The sequence below is a fragment of the Corynebacterium sp. KPL1986 genome, from assembly GCF_000477975.1.
Lineage (GTDB): Bacteria > Actinomycetota > Actinomycetes > Mycobacteriales > Mycobacteriaceae > Corynebacterium > Corynebacterium accolens.
Window position 1 is genome coordinate 229,251 of the sequence record NZ_KI515719.1, and the last position, 14,414, is coordinate 243,664.

Consider the following 14,414-nt stretch of genomic DNA (forward strand, 5'->3'; position numbering starts at 1 on the left):
CCAAGCGAGTGCGTGCGGGGCACTCATCTCTTCGCGCTCACGGGAAGGTGGTTGTCGTGCGCAGCGCTCGCCCCCGGTGAGCGGCACGGGAGGCCTCGCCCTTCGCGCTCACCGACAACAGTTGCCGGCGGTGAAACCTACTCCCTGTGAGCGGCAAGGGCGGGAAGGCCGGGCGCCGCTGACGCTAGCCCCTTCGCGCTCACGGGGCGTAGCAAACGGAAACCACCCGCTGTCCGCGGTGAGCGCGAAGGGCGGGTGGTGGAGTGCGTGATGGCGGTGGGAGTGAGCATTAGTCCTCGAGCTCGGCGTCGAGGCGGGACTGGTCGCGGCGGTTTTGCTTCCGTCGGAGTGCGGGCGAGATGAGGACGGACGTGATGGCACCTACGGTGGCGCCGATGAGGTAGGGGGCGGCATCGGAAAGCGCGAAGGCGTGGTAGGCGATGCCGGCGAAGCAGATAAACATCGGGATGAGGTAAAGGGCGGTTAAGGTCCAATTGGAGCGGACCGTTGGGGTGGCGATGTAGGCGGTGCTGAGGGAGGTGCCGGCGATGGAGGGGATGATGGCGAGCAAGGCGAAGAGGCTGAGGCGGCCGGGGAGGGACCACGCGAGGATGGCGGCGACGATGAGCTCGAGGAATGTGATTGGGGTCAGGGTGATGGCGGAGGCCTTGGTGAGGATGTCGCGTTCGAACTCGTCGGTGGAGGCGCGCTCGATGTGGTTGAGGGATATGTTTGCGATGGCGTTAATCATGTTGTTCAGCTCCAAAGATTTCTTCGACTGTTTTGTTTAGTTCGTGGCAGATGTCCAATGCGAGGTGCACGGACGGGGAGTAGTTGCCGCGTTCGATATTTGCGATAGTTTGCCGGGAGACGCCGACGCGCTCTGCTAGTTCGCCTTGCGACCATTCGCGCCAGCGCCGCCACTTGCGGACCATGTTGGGTTGTCCGGCCACATCATCACCTCTCTTGTCGTGTTTACATGACTTAATGTAAAGTAAAATTGACATTATGGCAAGGGTTAGACGCATAGATGCCAGCGCCAATATGGCTGGGTGGCGGACATGGGAAGCTGTGGCTTGCGGCCTTTGAGCAGGTCACGGGTGGCTTTGATAAGCAGGATGACTTGGTCAAGGTGGTGCGTGACGTCATCGGCAGTAAAGCGCAGGACCGTGTACCCGTGTGCGGTTGCGGCGTTCTGTTTGGAACGGTCGGCCTGGAACGCGATGCTGTGGCTGCGGTAGGTCCAACCATCGATTTCCACGATGAGCTTGCCCATCAGTAGGTCGAAGCGGTAGCCACACACTAGGGCGTTGTGAACAGGGATAATGCCTTCTGCGCGCAGCGCGCGGCTGACTTTCCGCTCCGGCGGGCTATCCGCGCCGATGGCGGAGCGCCGAATCGTCTCCTTCAACGCGCGCGGTGTCCGGCCCATTCGTTTGCGGTCCCGGTCCAGCCGGCCGGGCCCCTTTTCACCGCGGTAAAACTCTTCCAGCAGCGGGCCACAGGCCCTAGCAATCTTGCGAGCAGCCCACAGAACCTGCACCACCGGCAGCCCTTTGACTAGGCTCGTTGCCTTGAGGCGAGAATGCGAAACCCGGAAATTCTTACCCCGCAGCGTGCGCGGGCCCTCCGCCTCCAGCGGAAACGTCAGCGGCCGGTCGAGGTGAATTTCTTGCGCGGTCTTCCCCGTAAAATGAATGCGGCTCAGCCCATGCACCAGCGCCTTCGCCACCGCCAGCGGCGACCACTCGTCGGTATAAATCCCCCGGTGCACGCGGAATAGCTTCCCCGCGCGCACCCGTCGCCGAATCGTGTCCTTGCCTAGCCCCTGCTCGCGCAACTGCGCAGTCGTCCATGCCCCCATGGCTTCAACCTAAAGAAGCGGCCGCCTCCCCGTCCATACGGATTTCGCTAGCCTGTGGATAACCGTCCCATTTTGCGTTCCCGCGCGCTATTCTCGCCGCTGCCCTGTGGATAACTTCCCCGCAACCCTCCCTCCATGCCACCCTTCGCGCTCACCGGCGGCCACTTGGGTGCGCTGGAACGTCCCCTGGTGAGCGCGAGAGGCGAGTGTGGTCCCAGCCCGCCCTTTGTGCTCACGCCCACGCTTTCCGATGCCCATTTCCTCCTCCCCGTGACCGCGAGGGGCGGCCCCACACCCGTCGCGCTCACCGGGAGGTGAAAACGCCGTACCCCGCCCAGCGCTGGTGAGCGCGAAGGGCGGGGTAATGGGGCGTGAGGGCAGTGATGGTGGGCTGGAGGCGGGGAGTGGCCGCTAGATCAGAGGGAGCGTGGAGGTCGGGTCGATGCCGCGAGCCTTGGAATTGAGCACGCCCGCGATGGCGAGCACCGCGAACATGGCGGCGGCGGAGAGGAGTTGGGTGCGGGCGGTGGCATCGGTAAGCATGAGCACCGCGATGGCCGCGAAGAGGCCGAGGGCGAACCAGGTGAGATAGGGGAAGGCCCACATGCGGATGGGGAGGGGATGCAGGGCCTCGAGTTGGCGGCGCAGGCGCAGCTGGCTGACGGCAATGAAGACCCAGACGATGAGCAGGGAAGCGCCGGCGGCGTTGAGCATGAAGGTGAGCAACCAGCCGGTATCGGCGTAATTGAGGACGACCATGAGCGCGGACAGTGCGACGGACAGGGCGATGGCGGTGGTGGGAACGCCCTCGGTATTGGTGGCGGCGAAGATGCGCGGGGCCTCGCCGCGGGCGGCGAGCGAGTGCATCATGCGGGAGGAGGCGAAGATTTGCGCGTTGAAGGCGGATAGCAGCGCGAGGACGATGATGACCTCCATGATGCCGGCGGCACCGGGGATGCCGGCGCGGTCGAGGACCATGGTAAAGGGCGATTCGGCGGCGGTGGAGGCGGCATCCAGGCTGGAATAGGGAAGCAGGAACGTGATGACGAGGACGGAGCCCAGGTAGAACACGGAGATGCGCAGGATGGTGGATCGCACGGCGTTGACCAGGGATTTTTCGGGATCCTCGGATTCGGCGGAGGCGATGGCGACGACCTCGATGCCGCCGAAGGCGAAGGCTACGGCTAGCAGTCCGGCGGCGACGCCGCCGAGGCCGTTGGGCATGAAGCCATCGGCAAGGAAGACGGATGTGCCCACGAAGGTGTGGCCGGGCAGGAGGCCGAAGATGAGGAGGACGCCGATGATGAGGAAAGCGATGATGACGGCGACCTTGATGAGCGCGAACCAGTACTCGAACTCGCCGAAGGTGCGCACGCGCAGCAAGTTGACGAGGCCGAAGACGGCGACGCAGATGGCGGCGGGGATCCAGGGCGGGACGTCGAACCACGAGCCGATGAAGCCTGCGGCGCCGGTGATTTCGGCGCCAAGGACGGCGACGGTGGCACACCAGTAGATCCACCCTTGGGTAAAGCCCGCCCAGCGGCCGATGCCGTGCTCGGCGTATTCGGAAAAGGAGCCGGAGGCAGGGATGACCGTTCCCATCTCTCCGAGCATTTGCATCACGAGGATGGCGAGGAAGCCGGCGATCGCGTAGGCGATGATCACCGCTGGGCCGGCGGCGGAAATGCCGACGCCCGTGCCAAGGAAGAGACCGGCGCCAATGGTGGAGCCAAGCCCCATCATGGTCAGGTGGCGGACCTTCAGGCCAGAACCAAGGGTAGAAGAGTTATCAGACACTTCTCCATGGTATTTCTCGGCCGCAGGGCACCGGAATTGGGGTGGCGTTAATTCTTGTGGAGGTCCTCGTTCAGTGCGACGGCCTCAGCATTCCACTCCACGGCCTCGACGGCACCGGAGACGGAATTGCGGCGCAGCAGTAGGCCGGAGGCACCGGAGAGTTGGGAGCCCTTGACGGCCTCGCCATTGCCGACGCCCAGGGCCTCAGCCACCTTGCCAAAGACGGCGACCTTGGTGCCGGCGGTGACGTAGAGGCCGGCTTCGACAACGGCGTCATCGCCAAGCGAAATGCCAATACCCGAGTTAGCGCCGAGTAGGCAGCGCTCGCCGATGGAAATAACTTCCTTGCCGCCGCCGGACAGGGTGCCCATGATGGAGGCGCCGCCGCCGATATCGGAGCCATCGCCCACGACGACGCCCGCGGAAATGCGACCTTCCACCATGGAAGCGCCCAGGGTGCCGGCGTTGAAGTTGACGAAGCCCTCGTGCATGACCGTGGTGCCCTCTGCCAGGTGGGCGCCCAAGCGAACGCGATCGGCGTCACCGATGCGCACGCCGGAGGGGACAACGTAGTCCACCATGCGGGGGAACTTGTCCACGGAGTAGACCACGACGGGGCCGCGGGAGGCGAGGCGGCCGCGCACCATCTGGAAATCGGAGACGGCGCAGGGGCCGTAGTTGGTCCAGACCACGTTATTGAGGTGGCGGAAGATGCCGTCCATGTTGAGGCCATGCGGCTTTACCTCGCGGTGGGAGAGCAGGTGGAGGCGTAGGTAGGCGTCGTAAGTATCGGTGGGGGCCTCGTCGAGGTCAGCGATGGAGGTTTCCACCGCCACGCGGGCCACGCCACGTTCTTCATCGGGGCCGACGAGGGCGGAGAACTGCTGCGGAGTCTCCTCCAAACGCGTCGTGCCGGTGGTCTCTACTTGCTTATCGGTATGAACTGCTGGGAACCAAACGTCCAAGACGGTGCCGTCGTGGGTAATGGTTGCCAGGCCACGTGCGGATGCAGAAGTCATGGTGGCTAGCTTAGCAATTACTGCCGTACTTGCTCGCGCTTGCCCGCGGGAACCACGAAGGACAAGGCAACGAGCGCGGCAAAGAGGATGATGACGGCGATGACTTGGTTGCGGGCGGAGGGATCAAAGAGCATGAAAATGGTCAGCGCGGCCAGCGCGGCGGCGGTTGCCCAAGGCAACCAGGGGTAGCCGGGCACGCGGATGTCCGTTAGTTCGCCATTCGCCTTCAACTGCGGGTGCAGCTTGAGGAAGGAGGCGACGATAAACGCCCAGACCACCAAGAGGCAGCCGCCGACGGCGTTGAAGAGGAAGGCCAGCAGTCCCGGCGGGTTCCAGAATTGGAGGCCCACTGAGGCGAAGGCGAAGATCATGGACAAGATGACGGCGTTGATGGGGGAGCCGGAGTGGTTGGTCTTGAGGAAGAACTTGGGCGCGCAGTGGTCCTTGGCCATATCAAAGACTAGGCGGGAGGTGGCGTAAATCTGCGCGTTGAAGGCGGACAGGAGGGCCAGCGCGATGATGGCCTCCATGAAACCTGCGGCGAAAGGAATCTTGGCAGCCTCAAGCACCAGGGTGAAGGGCGAATCGGCGGCGGCATCGGCGTCTTGGATCTGGCTAAACGGCAAGGCCATGGTGATGACCACGATGGAGCCGATGTAGAAGATCATGATGCGCACGATGATGGCGCGCACTGCAGTTGCCACGTTGCGGGCTGGATCCTCGGACTCGGCGGCGGCGATGGTCACCAGCTCGATTCCACCGAAGGCGAAGGCAACGGCGAGCAGCCCCGCGGCGAAGCCCGGCATGCCATTGGGCAGGAAGTTATCGGTGAAGTTGGTGCCGGCGCGGGAGAGATCCATGCCGGGCAGGATGCCCAGTGCCATGAGGATGCCGACGGCGAGGAAGGCAATGATGACGGCGACCTTGATGATGGCGAACCAGAACTCGAATTCACCGAAACCGCGCACGGCGGCGAAATTCACTATGGCGAAGAAGGCCACCGCGATAAGCGCGGGAATCCACGGGGCAATATCGAACCAGCTGCCGATGATCGCGGCGGCGCCGGTGATTTCGGCGCCCATGACCATGATGAGCATGAACCAGTAGATCCAGCCCATCGTAAAGCGCGCCCAGTGGCCGAAGGCCTGGCCGGCGTAGGTGGAAAAGGAACCCAGGGAGGGGCGGGCCGCGGCGATTTCCCCGAGCATCCACATGATGAGCGCGATGAGGACGCCGGCGACGGCATAAGAGATGAGCACCGAGGTGCCGGATATTTGGATTCCCAATCCGACGCCCAAGAAGAGACCGGCACCCACCGCGGAGCCAAGGCCCATCATGGTGAGGTGTCGCGATTTCAATTGTGTGGCTTCGGCCATAATTACCACCTTGTGAGAGGTTATTTTTTGCAGTGAAGTGAACATTACACAATGCAACGGACCCAGCGGGGCGCTACCATGGCGGCTTGTGACTTTAGATCTATATGCCGACCCCATTGAAGTGACCAAGGCGCTCGTCGATATCCCGAGCCCCTCCCACCACGAGGAGGCCATCGCGGATGCGGTGGAAGAAGCCCTGCGTGGTCTAGACGTGGAGGTCGCCCGCTTTGGCAATACCGTGTGTGCGCGCACGAACCGCGGGATGGATTCTCGCGTGGTTCTTGCAGGCCACATCGATACCGTTCCATTGGCAGATAACGTACCGCATCGCATGGACACCGCCGAAGATGGCGCCGAGATCATGTTCGGCTGCGGCACTGTGGACATGAAATCCGGCATGGCGGTCTACCTCAACGCCTTTGCTCACCTGCATGAATCGGAAGAGCTCCAGCACGATCTGACCGTCATTGCCTATGAGGGCGAAGAGGTATCCACTGAATTTAATGGGCTAGGCCACTTGCAAAAGGACCACCCCGAGTGGTTGCAGGGCGATTTCGCGCTCCTGGGTGAGCCCTCCGGTGCCCTGGTCGAGGCCGGCTGCCAGGGCACGATTCGCCTGCGCGTGACGGCGCATGGCACCCGCGCGCACTCGGCCCGTGCCTGGCTGGGTTCCAACGCCGCACACAAGCTCGCCCCCGTCATGACGCGCATTGCGGACTACGAGCCGCGCGAGGTCACCATCGATGGCTGTACCTACCGCGAGGGCCTGAACATCGTCCACCTGGAGGCCGGCGTGGCCACCAATACCTTGCCGGACGAGGCCTGGATGTTCGTCAACTTCCGCTTCGCCCCGGACCGCAGCACGGAGGAGGCGCTGGAGTACATGAAGGGGGTCATCGGCAAGCATGAGGGCGTCACCATCGAGATCGATGATATCGCCGGTGCCGCCCTGCCTGGCTTGGGGCAGCCTGCGGCACGTGCGCTTGTCGATGCCGTCGGTGGCAACGTCCGCGCCAAGTTCGGCTGGACCGATGTCTCGCGCTTTGCTGAGATGGGCATTCCGGCCGTGAATTTTGGCGCCGGCGATCCGGGCTTTGCGCATAAGAAGGACGAGCAGGTGCCCACGGCGCAAATCACCGAAGTTTCTACCGCTCTGCTTAATTATTTGAAGGGATAAAAATGACCCCTGACCACATGCGTACCCTGCGCGGCCCGCTCTTGCTGCGCAGCGAGGGAGAACAAGGCTCCACCTTTGACCAGCGCCTGCTGGAATCCGGCGCGGACCACGAGTGGCAGCATGCCGATCCGTGGCGCGTGCTGCGCATCCAAGGCGAATTCGTCGCTGGCTTCGATGCGCTTGCCAAACTGCCTAAGGCAGTGACGGTCTTTGGTTCCGCGCGCACCAAGCCTGAGGATGCGAGCTATCAGATGGCCGAAGAACTCGGCCGCAAGCTCGCCGAGTGCGCCTACGCCGTCATCACCGGCGGCGGCCCCGGCATCATGGAGGCGGCGAATAAGGGCGCGCACGAGGGCGATGGTCTCTCGGTGGGACTCGGCATCGAATTGCCGCACGAGCAGGGCCTCAATAAGTACGTGGACTTGGGCCTGAACTTCCGCTACTTCTTCGCCCGCAAGACCATGTTCTTGAAGTACTCCCAGGCCTTCGTCTGCCTGCCCGGCGGCATGGGCACGATGGACGAGTTCTTCGAGGTTCTCTGCATGGTTCAGACGGGTAAGGTCACCAACTATCCCATCGTGCTCATAGGTACCGAGTACTGGTCGGGCCTGCTGGAGTGGATGAAAAATACCCTCGCCGCCGGCGGGTACATCAACGAAGATGACCAAGAGCTTTTCCTGCTTACCGATGACCCCGATGAGGCCGTCGCCCACATCATCGAGCGCCACAAGGTCATGAGCGATAAACGCATTAGGGAGCCGCGTTGAGCCTCGCGCGCGTGATGGCGATAGTCAATCGCACCCCGGATTCCTTTTATGACAAGGGGGCCACCTTTGACATGGACCCCGCCCTTAAGCGCTGCGATGAAGCCATTGCGGCAGGGGCCTCCATCATCGATATTGGCGGAGTCAAGGCTGGGCCGGGCGAGGAGGTGGATAGCGCGGAGGAAATCGACCGCGTCGTGCCCACCATCGCCCGCGTGCACGAGCGGCACCCAGAGGTACTTATTTCCGTAGACACCTGGCGCAGCGAGGTGGCCGAGGCCGCCATCGCCGCCGGGGCCGGGCTAGTCAATGACACGTGGGCCGGCTGGGATCCGCAGCTTATCGAGGTCGCCGGCCACCACCGCGTGGGCTACGTGTGCTCGCATACCGGCGGGATTACCCCGCGCACCCGCCCACACCGCGTGCACTTCGACGACGTCGTCGCCGATGTCATTGCAGAGACCACCGCCCTGGCAGAAAAGGCCGCGGGGCTCGGCTGCCCGGAAGAACTCACCTTCATCGATCCCACACACGACTTTGGTAAAAACACCTATCACGGACTCGAACTCCTGCGACGCATCGACGAGATCGTCGCTACCGGCTGGCCCGTGCTCATGGCGCTTTCCAATAAGGACTTCGTGGGCGAGACCCTCGCGCGCGGGGTAGGAGACCGCGTTGCCGGAACGCTCGCCGCCACCGCCTGGGCCGCAGCGCACGGGGTGGCCGCCTTCCGCGTCCACGAGGTTGCTGAGACGGTCGACGTCATCCGCATGACCGCCGCCATCCAGGGCACGGCCGCACCCCTTGACACCACGCGCGGGCTCGCATGAGCGTTTCCGTCATCATCCCGGCGCTCAATGAGGAATCCACCGTGGCCGGCGTTATCCGCGCCTGCCTTGCCGATGACCCACTCGAAGTGCTCGTCATCGACGCCGACTCCACCGACGACACCGCCGCAGTGGCGCGCGCCGCCGGTGCCGATGTGCGCAATTGGCGCCATATCCTACCCGAACCGCCGCGCCCCGGCAAGGGCGAATCCCTCTGGCGCGGGGTCGCCGCCGCGCGCGGGGACATCGTCGTATTCATCGACGCCGACCTAGAATCCGCCGCGCCCGGCATGGTCACAGCGCTCGCGGCGCCCTTTGCGGATCCGAGTGTGAACATGGTCAAGGCCCGCTATCGCCGCAGCCTGAACGGCCAACCCACCGGCGGCGGACGCGTGACCGAATTGACCGCAAAGCCGCTCATCCGGCAATTCTTCCCAGAGCTAGCCCACATCGATCAGCCCCTAGGCGGCGAGTACGCGCTTCGCCGCTCTGCCGCGCTAGAGGTGCCCTTCGTGGAGGGCTATGGGGTGGAAGCGGGGCTGCTGGTGGACATCGGTAAGCGCGGCGGGCTGACACAAGTCGACCTAGGCACTCGAGTCCACCGCAACCGGCCGCTTCATGAGCTCGCGCCGATGGCGGATATCGTGGCACGCACGCTGCTTTCGCGCGCTGGGGTGAGTGCGCCGATTGCTCAGCGCCCGCCACTGCTAGGTAGGATTTAAGCCATGCTGTCCTGGATTGTGCTCATTGTGGTGCTCATTGCGTTCATTGTGATCGGAACGTGGCTGTGGGGTTCGATTTTTGGGCCCGGGACCGTGATGGACCCGCCCGATGAGCCGCAGAAGGTACTGGAAAATAACCGCGTCGCCGCAGCTCAAGGCCGTTTTGAGGATGTGCAATTTGAGGTCGTCCCGCGTGGGTATCGCCAGGATCAGGTTGATGATCTGCTCGCGCAGCTGGAGCAGGAATTGGAGGCCGCGCGGAAAAGCGGGCAAAAAGGGACTAAGCTGGAAAGAAACGAAGAAAGTTAAGGAGCCCTACTATGGCAGCAATGAAGCCACGTACCACTGGCGGCGAAATGGAAGCGGTGGTGGAATCCCGCAAGATCGTCATGCGCATCCCATCTGACGGCGGCGGGCGCATCGTTATCGAGCTGAACAAAGAAGAGGCCGCGGAGCTCGGTTCTTTGTTGACCGAGGTTTCTAGCTAGTCTGGGTACATGCTTTCTCATATCGTCGACATTCTGGCCGATCCAAACGACGGCACGGCGCTTTCCGGCGCCGATGATTTTTCCCGCCTCGTTTCGGAGTCTGGCCATTCCTTTGATGTGGCCAAGCAAGGGTATGTGACCTTAGCGGCCGGTGCTGGCCTCAAGCACAAGGGCGATGACATGGACATGGTCAACGCCCGCGAAGCCTACCTTGCCACCGGCCATTTCGCGCCCTTCGTCGAGTCTGTGACCGGCGCGGTGCAAGACGCGCTCGATGCCAGCTCGCTGTCTGCCTCTACGCCCGCCTCGCTCCTCGAGGTCGGCGCCGGAACCGGCTACTATCTGGCCCACACGCTTGATTCCATCGACGGCGCGCGCGGCGTTGGCCTCGATATTTCCCCGCATGCGGCCAAGCACCTGGCCAAGTGTCACCCGCGCGTGGGCGCCGTGGTTGCCGATGTCTGGCAGCAACTTCCCATCCGCGATGAATCCATCGATGCCATTTCCGTGGTCTTCGCCCCGCGCAACCCATCCGAATTCCAGCGCGTCCTCGCCCCCGGCGGCCAGGTCATCGTCCTGACCCCGGGTGCGGGGCACCTCGATGAGCTGCGCGAACCCCTCGGCATCCTTGGCGTGGAAGAGGGCAAGGTCGAGCGCATGTATGAGCAGGCGGAAGGCTACCTCGAGCAAGCCGCCGATCCGGTTGATATTTCCTTCCCCATCCAGTTGGACAAAGCGGCCATCGCCGCACAGGTAGGAATGAGCCCGTCCGCTCGCCACATCAGCGCCGACGAGCTCGCCGAGCGCATGGCCGCCCTTCCACCCACGCTGACGGTCACCGCCCGCGCCCGCCTAGACCGCCTCCGCGCGGTTTCTTAATCGCAGGTCTGCCTCGCGGCACCTCGCCTTCGGCATACATACCGCCCTTCGCGCTCACCAGCAGCGCGCGGGGCGGTTCTTTTTCGCTTCCGGTGAGCGCGAAGGACGGGTGTGGAATCGGCCAGTCACCGTTGCCTCCCTTGGCGCTCACGGGGCGCTGCTTGCCGATGCCCCTCCACCTTTCCCGTGAGCGCGAAGGGCGGGTGAGTGCTCAGCCGGCTACCGTACCCTCCTTTGGCGCTCACGGGGAGCTGCTTGCCGATGTCGCGACGCCTCGCCGGTGAGCGCAAAGGGCGGGTGGCGAGGGTCGGGGGCAGAAAGGCGGGTGGCGAGGGTCGGGGGCCGAGAGGCGGGTGGCCGGGTAGGAGGGCTGCAGTATTAGAGCTTGGAGCCGGAGCGCTGCCAGTCTTGTTCGATGACTGCTTCGCCGGTGGTTTCGACATCCATGCCGGAGCAGCCGCCGTCGAAGTACACGCGGGAGGCCATGGCGATGAGGCCGCCGTCGACGAAGACCTCCACCGTGGAGCCGTCTTGGATGATGGTGAGGGTGTCGGAGTCGCCATCGGCAAGCGTGGCGGTGGCGGGAGCGGAATCGGCGAAGAAGTGATCGAAGGCCTTGTTCATGGAACGATCGAGGCTGATTTCCTCGCCGGAGTGGCAGATGGAGGCGGCGGGGTCGCCGTTGCTATCGCGAAGGGTGATGGTGACGCTGGAGCCGGTGGGAACCTCCATGACGCCGGTCCAGGAGCGCGCGTAATCCGAAAGCTTGACCGCTTCGGGCAGGCCGGTGGCCGGTGCCTGGTACAGGACGCCGCCCTCGAGCGTGACCTGGCGCGGCAGGGAGAGGGCATTCGACCAGCCCTCGGCATCCCAGGAGGCGTGCTGGGTGGCGTCGTCGCCGCGGCCGTTGCCGTTGAGCAGGCCGAGGATGACGGCGCGCTCGTAGCGGCTTTCTTCAGGAATCGTGCCTGCGGTGGCATTCGTATTGCGCGGGCGGGAGAAATCGTGGCCGAAGTCCACGCGGCGGAAACCGGAGACCACCGTGAAGGTGGTGTCTTCCAGCTGGCCCACGAGGTAGCCGGAGACATCGCGGCCGTCGCGCTCGAGGGTGACAAAGAGTACGTCGTAGATCTCTTCGTCGACTTCATCGCGCAGGCGCACGATGCGCGGGGAAACCACCGGAGGAATAGGGGAATTGGCAGGCACTTCGCCGTCGAGGAAGCCCGGGTCACCTTCGAAGGTAACGCCGCCGCGCAGGGACCACGAGATGCCGTCGTGGCTTTCTAGAATGACTGGCTGCGGGGTGTCGGTGCGGCCAGAAAGTGCCAGCATGAGCCAGCCCTTGTGGCCGTCCTCGCGGTCATCGGTGGCCCAATCGGGAACAACGGAAGGCGAGCGGAACCGGGTGTGGTCGGTGGTATTGCCAGCCACCTCGCCAAACCGCACGACGTTGGGGTCGAGGGTCGAGGAGTCATCGGAGACCTCGCAGACATCGTCGATGCCGGAATAGCGCGCGAGGCGAATGGAGGTGCCCGTCGCGGTCACGGAGGTGAAATAGAGGTTGATAGCGTCCTCACCCTGGGCCACGGACCCAGCGCGGAGGGCGAGCTCGCCGCCGACGGGCGCGAGGACGTCATCGCAGTCCAGCCAGTTAAACGGCGCTTCCTCCGAGTACGTGTGTCCCCAGCGAGCCGGGGCATCGGGAGTGGGGCGGTACTGGTAGAACATGTGCCACGTATCGCCATCGCGAAGGACGCCGGCGGGCGCGTCTAGGATGCCGGCATCGGGGATGAAGTGGAGTTCGGGGCGGTGAGTCGTCACGGCATTCCTCTCTTAAATCAGGTGCGGGTTACAAGCTTGGGTTGGGGTGGCAGCCACGCCGGGGAGGAAACTCGTTGACCTGCCACGCGGTGCTTTCGCGAACTTTATGGGGCAGTGTCCGGCTGTCATGTACACCCAGAATACGGATATCTTTTAGCGCGTGCAGGGGCCCTTGCTTGCCGATGCCCCCTTAAAGTTTTGTCACCAGCGTCAGCCCCGAACCCAGTGGGAGCCGGGTCACGGTGGCGCCCTCGAGCTCGCGGAGGTATTCATCGGCCTCGCGCGCGGCGGCGGTATCGCGGTCGGTGCGGGAGGTGTCGGCGACGGTGCCATCGAGAAGCGCATTGGCAAGCACCAGCGTGCCGTGTTGGTGCAGCAGGGGCCAGGCCGCCTTGATGAGGGCGGGGAGGTCGAGGACGGCGACGTCCGCGTAAATGACCTGGTAGGCCTCAGTAGCCAGGCGCTCGAGCACGTCGAGGGGGCGCGAGGGAAGGAAGCGGCCGCGGGTGGGGGCGTAGCCGGCCTCGCGGAAGGCGGCCTTGGCGCTGCGCTGGTGCTCGGCTTCTGGGTCGATGCACGTGAGGATGCCGTTATCCGGCATGCCCGCGAACAGGTAGAGGCCCACGACGGAGGCGGCGGGGGTAATCGCCACGGCCTGGGGGCGGTCTACCACACCGGAAGACGTCGCCGTCAGCGTGGTGAGAAGCTGGCCGGTGGATTCATCCGGGACGGGCAGGCCGTATTCCTCGGCGTGGTTGCGGGCGCCGCGGAGAGCCGCCGAAGGCTCACTGGTGGAATCGATATAGGAGCGCAGTGCGTCATATGCGGTAGTAGTCACGAATAAAACAATAGGTAAAGTTGCGCGCAAGGGTGGCAAAAACGCGCCTAGCCAGCGAAATTGTGGTCTGTGGGAAGTATGTGACGGACTCACAGGATATTATCAGCGCAGTGGCTGGAGTTTCCGCGCCGAGTATAGAAAAATGACACCCATGACAGAAACGAAGCGCGATGCCGAGTCCGTTGCCTCCACCGATCCGAACGTGGAGTTGACCGGTACCGCGGCGTTCGATGCTGGGGAAGCCACGATGCCTTCGTGGGCCGAATTGGTGGCAGAGCACGCCGATGGCGTGTACCGCTTGGCCTACCGTTTATCCGGTGACCAGCAGGATGCCGAGGATCTCACCCAAGAGACCTTCATGCGTGTCTTCCGCTCCTTGGATAAGTACCAACCGGGTACCTTCGGCGGCTGGCTGCACCGCATCACTACGAACCTCTTTTTGGATATGGTGCGCCACCGCTCCAAGATCCGCATGGAGTCCCTGCCTGAGGATTACGAGCGGGTGCCGGGGACGGATATGACCCCGGAGCAGGCCTATACCGTGGCCAACTTGGACCCCGTGCTGCAGTCCGCGCTGGATAGCTTGGCGCCGGATTTCCGCGTCGCCGTGGTTCTGTGTGATATCGAAGGCATGAGCTATGACGAAATCGCCGAAACCCTTGGCGTGAAAATGGGTACGGTGCGCTCTCGCATCCACCGCGGCCGCTCCCAACTGCGCGCGGCGCTGGAAAAAGAGGCACAGACCAATGCGGAGGCGCGCATCTTGCTGCGCACGCGCTAGAATCGAATCATTACCTCCCCTGCCACGCGGCAGGGGGACTTAAGTGTGAGTAATCCGTCTG

The 14,414-nt window shown here is 63.8% G+C and carries 16 protein-coding genes; 8 read left to right on the top strand and 8 right to left on the bottom strand.

The features are described 5' to 3' along the window. Positions 1–289: 289 nt before the first annotated feature. The 6 genes from HMPREF1287_RS01070 to HMPREF1287_RS01095 all read right to left on the bottom strand — a co-directional run bounded on the left by HMPREF1287_RS01070 (position 290) and on the right by HMPREF1287_RS01095 (position 6,056). Positions 290–751 (bottom strand): hypothetical protein, encoded by a 462-nt coding sequence (locus HMPREF1287_RS01070; protein ID WP_023017727.1) that lies wholly within the window; start codon positions 749–751, stop codon positions 290–292. Then, positions 744–953 carry a helix-turn-helix transcriptional regulator gene (locus HMPREF1287_RS01075; RefSeq protein ID WP_023017728.1) on the bottom strand — a complete coding sequence of 70 codons (210 nt, stop codon included), beginning with the start codon at positions 951–953 and terminating at the stop codon, positions 744–746. Before HMPREF1287_RS01075 ends, HMPREF1287_RS01070 begins: the two co-directional genes overlap by 8 nt. Positions 954–1,018: 65 nt before the next feature. Continuing rightward, entirely contained in the window at positions 1,019–1,864 is an 846-nt protein-coding gene (locus HMPREF1287_RS01080; RefSeq protein WP_023017729.1) for a type IV toxin-antitoxin system AbiEi family antitoxin domain-containing protein, read from the bottom strand. A 411-nt stretch (positions 1,865–2,275) separates the two neighbouring features. Beyond that, positions 2,276–3,607, bottom strand: a complete 1,332-nt coding sequence (locus HMPREF1287_RS01085) for an amino acid permease (protein WP_348650170.1) — start codon at positions 3,605–3,607, stop codon at positions 2,276–2,278. 101 nt (positions 3,608–3,708) lie between these two features. Continuing rightward, on the bottom strand, positions 3,709–4,680 hold the full coding sequence (gene dapD, locus HMPREF1287_RS01090; protein ID WP_005280105.1) for a 2,3,4,5-tetrahydropyridine-2,6-dicarboxylate N-succinyltransferase: 972 nt from the start codon (positions 4,678–4,680) through the stop codon (positions 3,709–3,711). 17 nt (positions 4,681–4,697) lie between these two features. Beyond that, the gene (locus HMPREF1287_RS01095; protein ID WP_023017731.1) at positions 4,698–6,056 is read right to left on the bottom strand and encodes an amino acid permease; all 1,359 of its coding nucleotides are present in this window, start codon (positions 6,054–6,056) and stop codon (positions 4,698–4,700) included. A gap of 88 nt (positions 6,057–6,144) precedes the next feature. Here HMPREF1287_RS01095 and dapE point away from each other — a divergent pair, with 88 nt between their 5' ends. Genes dapE through HMPREF1287_RS01125 form a run of 7 tightly spaced genes read left to right on the top strand, consistent with a single transcriptional unit; the run spans position 6,145 to position 10,913 of the window. Further along, positions 6,145–7,233: a succinyl-diaminopimelate desuccinylase gene (dapE, locus tag HMPREF1287_RS01100; protein ID WP_023017732.1), complete on the top strand. Its 1,089-nt coding sequence runs from the start codon at positions 6,145–6,147 to the stop codon at positions 7,231–7,233. A gap of 2 nt (positions 7,234–7,235) precedes the next feature. After that, entirely contained in the window at positions 7,236–8,000 is a 765-nt protein-coding gene (locus tag HMPREF1287_RS01105) for a TIGR00730 family Rossman fold protein (protein ID WP_023017733.1), read from the top strand. A 14-nt stretch (positions 8,001–8,014) separates the two neighbouring features. Then, positions 8,015–8,827, top strand: a complete 813-nt coding sequence (folP, locus tag HMPREF1287_RS01110) for a dihydropteroate synthase (protein ID WP_023017734.1) — start codon at positions 8,015–8,017, stop codon at positions 8,825–8,827. After that, positions 8,824–9,546, top strand: coding sequence for a glucosyl-3-phosphoglycerate synthase (locus HMPREF1287_RS01115; protein ID WP_005280111.1), 723 nt, complete (start codon positions 8,824–8,826; stop codon positions 9,544–9,546). Before folP ends, HMPREF1287_RS01115 begins: the two co-directional genes overlap by 4 nt. Positions 9,547–9,549: 3 nt before the next feature. Continuing rightward, a complete protein-coding gene (locus tag HMPREF1287_RS01120; RefSeq protein WP_005280112.1) occupies positions 9,550–9,855 on the top strand; it encodes a DivIVA domain-containing protein in 306 nt (101 codons plus the stop codon). A gap of 11 nt (positions 9,856–9,866) precedes the next feature. Continuing rightward, on the top strand, positions 9,867–10,034 hold the full coding sequence (locus HMPREF1287_RS11975) for a DUF3117 domain-containing protein (RefSeq protein ID WP_005280113.1): 168 nt from the start codon (positions 9,867–9,869) through the stop codon (positions 10,032–10,034). A 9-nt stretch (positions 10,035–10,043) separates the two neighbouring features. After that, positions 10,044–10,913 (top strand): methyltransferase domain-containing protein, encoded by an 870-nt coding sequence (locus HMPREF1287_RS01125; protein ID WP_023017735.1) that lies wholly within the window; start codon positions 10,044–10,046, stop codon positions 10,911–10,913. A gap of 378 nt (positions 10,914–11,291) precedes the next feature. On the opposite strand, the gene HMPREF1287_RS01130 is transcribed toward HMPREF1287_RS01125, so the two are convergent. Both HMPREF1287_RS01130 and HMPREF1287_RS01135 read right to left on the bottom strand, forming a co-directional pair. After that, positions 11,292–12,734, bottom strand: coding sequence for a GH32 C-terminal domain-containing protein (locus HMPREF1287_RS01130; protein ID WP_023017736.1), 1,443 nt, complete (start codon positions 12,732–12,734; stop codon positions 11,292–11,294). 190 nt (positions 12,735–12,924) lie between these two features. Continuing rightward, complete coding sequence (locus tag HMPREF1287_RS01135; RefSeq protein WP_023017737.1) at positions 12,925–13,572, bottom strand: O-methyltransferase; 648 nt, start codon at positions 13,570–13,572, stop codon at positions 12,925–12,927. A gap of 151 nt (positions 13,573–13,723) precedes the next feature. Between HMPREF1287_RS01135 and sigE the strand changes: the two genes are divergently transcribed. Then, positions 13,724–14,353, top strand: coding sequence for an RNA polymerase sigma factor SigE (gene sigE, locus HMPREF1287_RS01140; protein ID WP_005280118.1), 630 nt, complete (start codon positions 13,724–13,726; stop codon positions 14,351–14,353). Positions 14,354–14,414: the final 61 nt, after the last annotated feature.

What these genes read in the sequence shown, in the direction of transcription:
- HMPREF1287_RS01070 (WP_023017727.1), bottom strand. Translation starts at nt 751, where the DNA reads ATGATTAACGCCATCGCAAACATATCCCTCAACCACATCGAGCGCGCC.
- HMPREF1287_RS11975 (WP_005280113.1), top strand. Translation starts at nt 9,867, where the DNA reads ATGGCAGCAATGAAGCCACGTACCACTGGCGGCGAAATGGAAGCGGTG.
- HMPREF1287_RS01115 (WP_005280111.1), top strand. Translation starts at nt 8,824, where the DNA reads ATGAGCGTTTCCGTCATCATCCCGGCGCTCAATGAGGAATCCACCGTG.
- dapD (WP_005280105.1), bottom strand. Translation starts at nt 4,680, where the DNA reads ATGACTTCTGCATCCGCACGTGGCCTGGCAACCATTACCCACGACGGC.
- HMPREF1287_RS01105 (WP_023017733.1), top strand. Translation starts at nt 7,236, where the DNA reads ATGACCCCTGACCACATGCGTACCCTGCGCGGCCCGCTCTTGCTGCGC.
- HMPREF1287_RS01095 (WP_023017731.1), bottom strand. Translation starts at nt 6,056, where the DNA reads ATGGCCGAAGCCACACAATTGAAATCGCGACACCTCACCATGATGGGC.
- HMPREF1287_RS01080 (WP_023017729.1), bottom strand. Translation starts at nt 1,864, where the DNA reads ATGGGGGCATGGACGACTGCGCAGTTGCGCGAGCAGGGGCTAGGCAAG.
- HMPREF1287_RS01120 (WP_005280112.1), top strand. Translation starts at nt 9,550, where the DNA reads ATGCTGTCCTGGATTGTGCTCATTGTGGTGCTCATTGCGTTCATTGTG.
- sigE (WP_005280118.1), top strand. Translation starts at nt 13,724, where the DNA reads ATGACAGAAACGAAGCGCGATGCCGAGTCCGTTGCCTCCACCGATCCG.
- HMPREF1287_RS01085 (WP_348650170.1), bottom strand. Translation starts at nt 3,607, where the DNA reads ATGATGGGGCTTGGCTCCACCATTGGCGCCGGTCTCTTCCTTGGCACG.
- HMPREF1287_RS01125 (WP_023017735.1), top strand. Translation starts at nt 10,044, where the DNA reads ATGCTTTCTCATATCGTCGACATTCTGGCCGATCCAAACGACGGCACG.
- folP (WP_023017734.1), top strand. Translation starts at nt 8,015, where the DNA reads ATGGCGATAGTCAATCGCACCCCGGATTCCTTTTATGACAAGGGGGCC.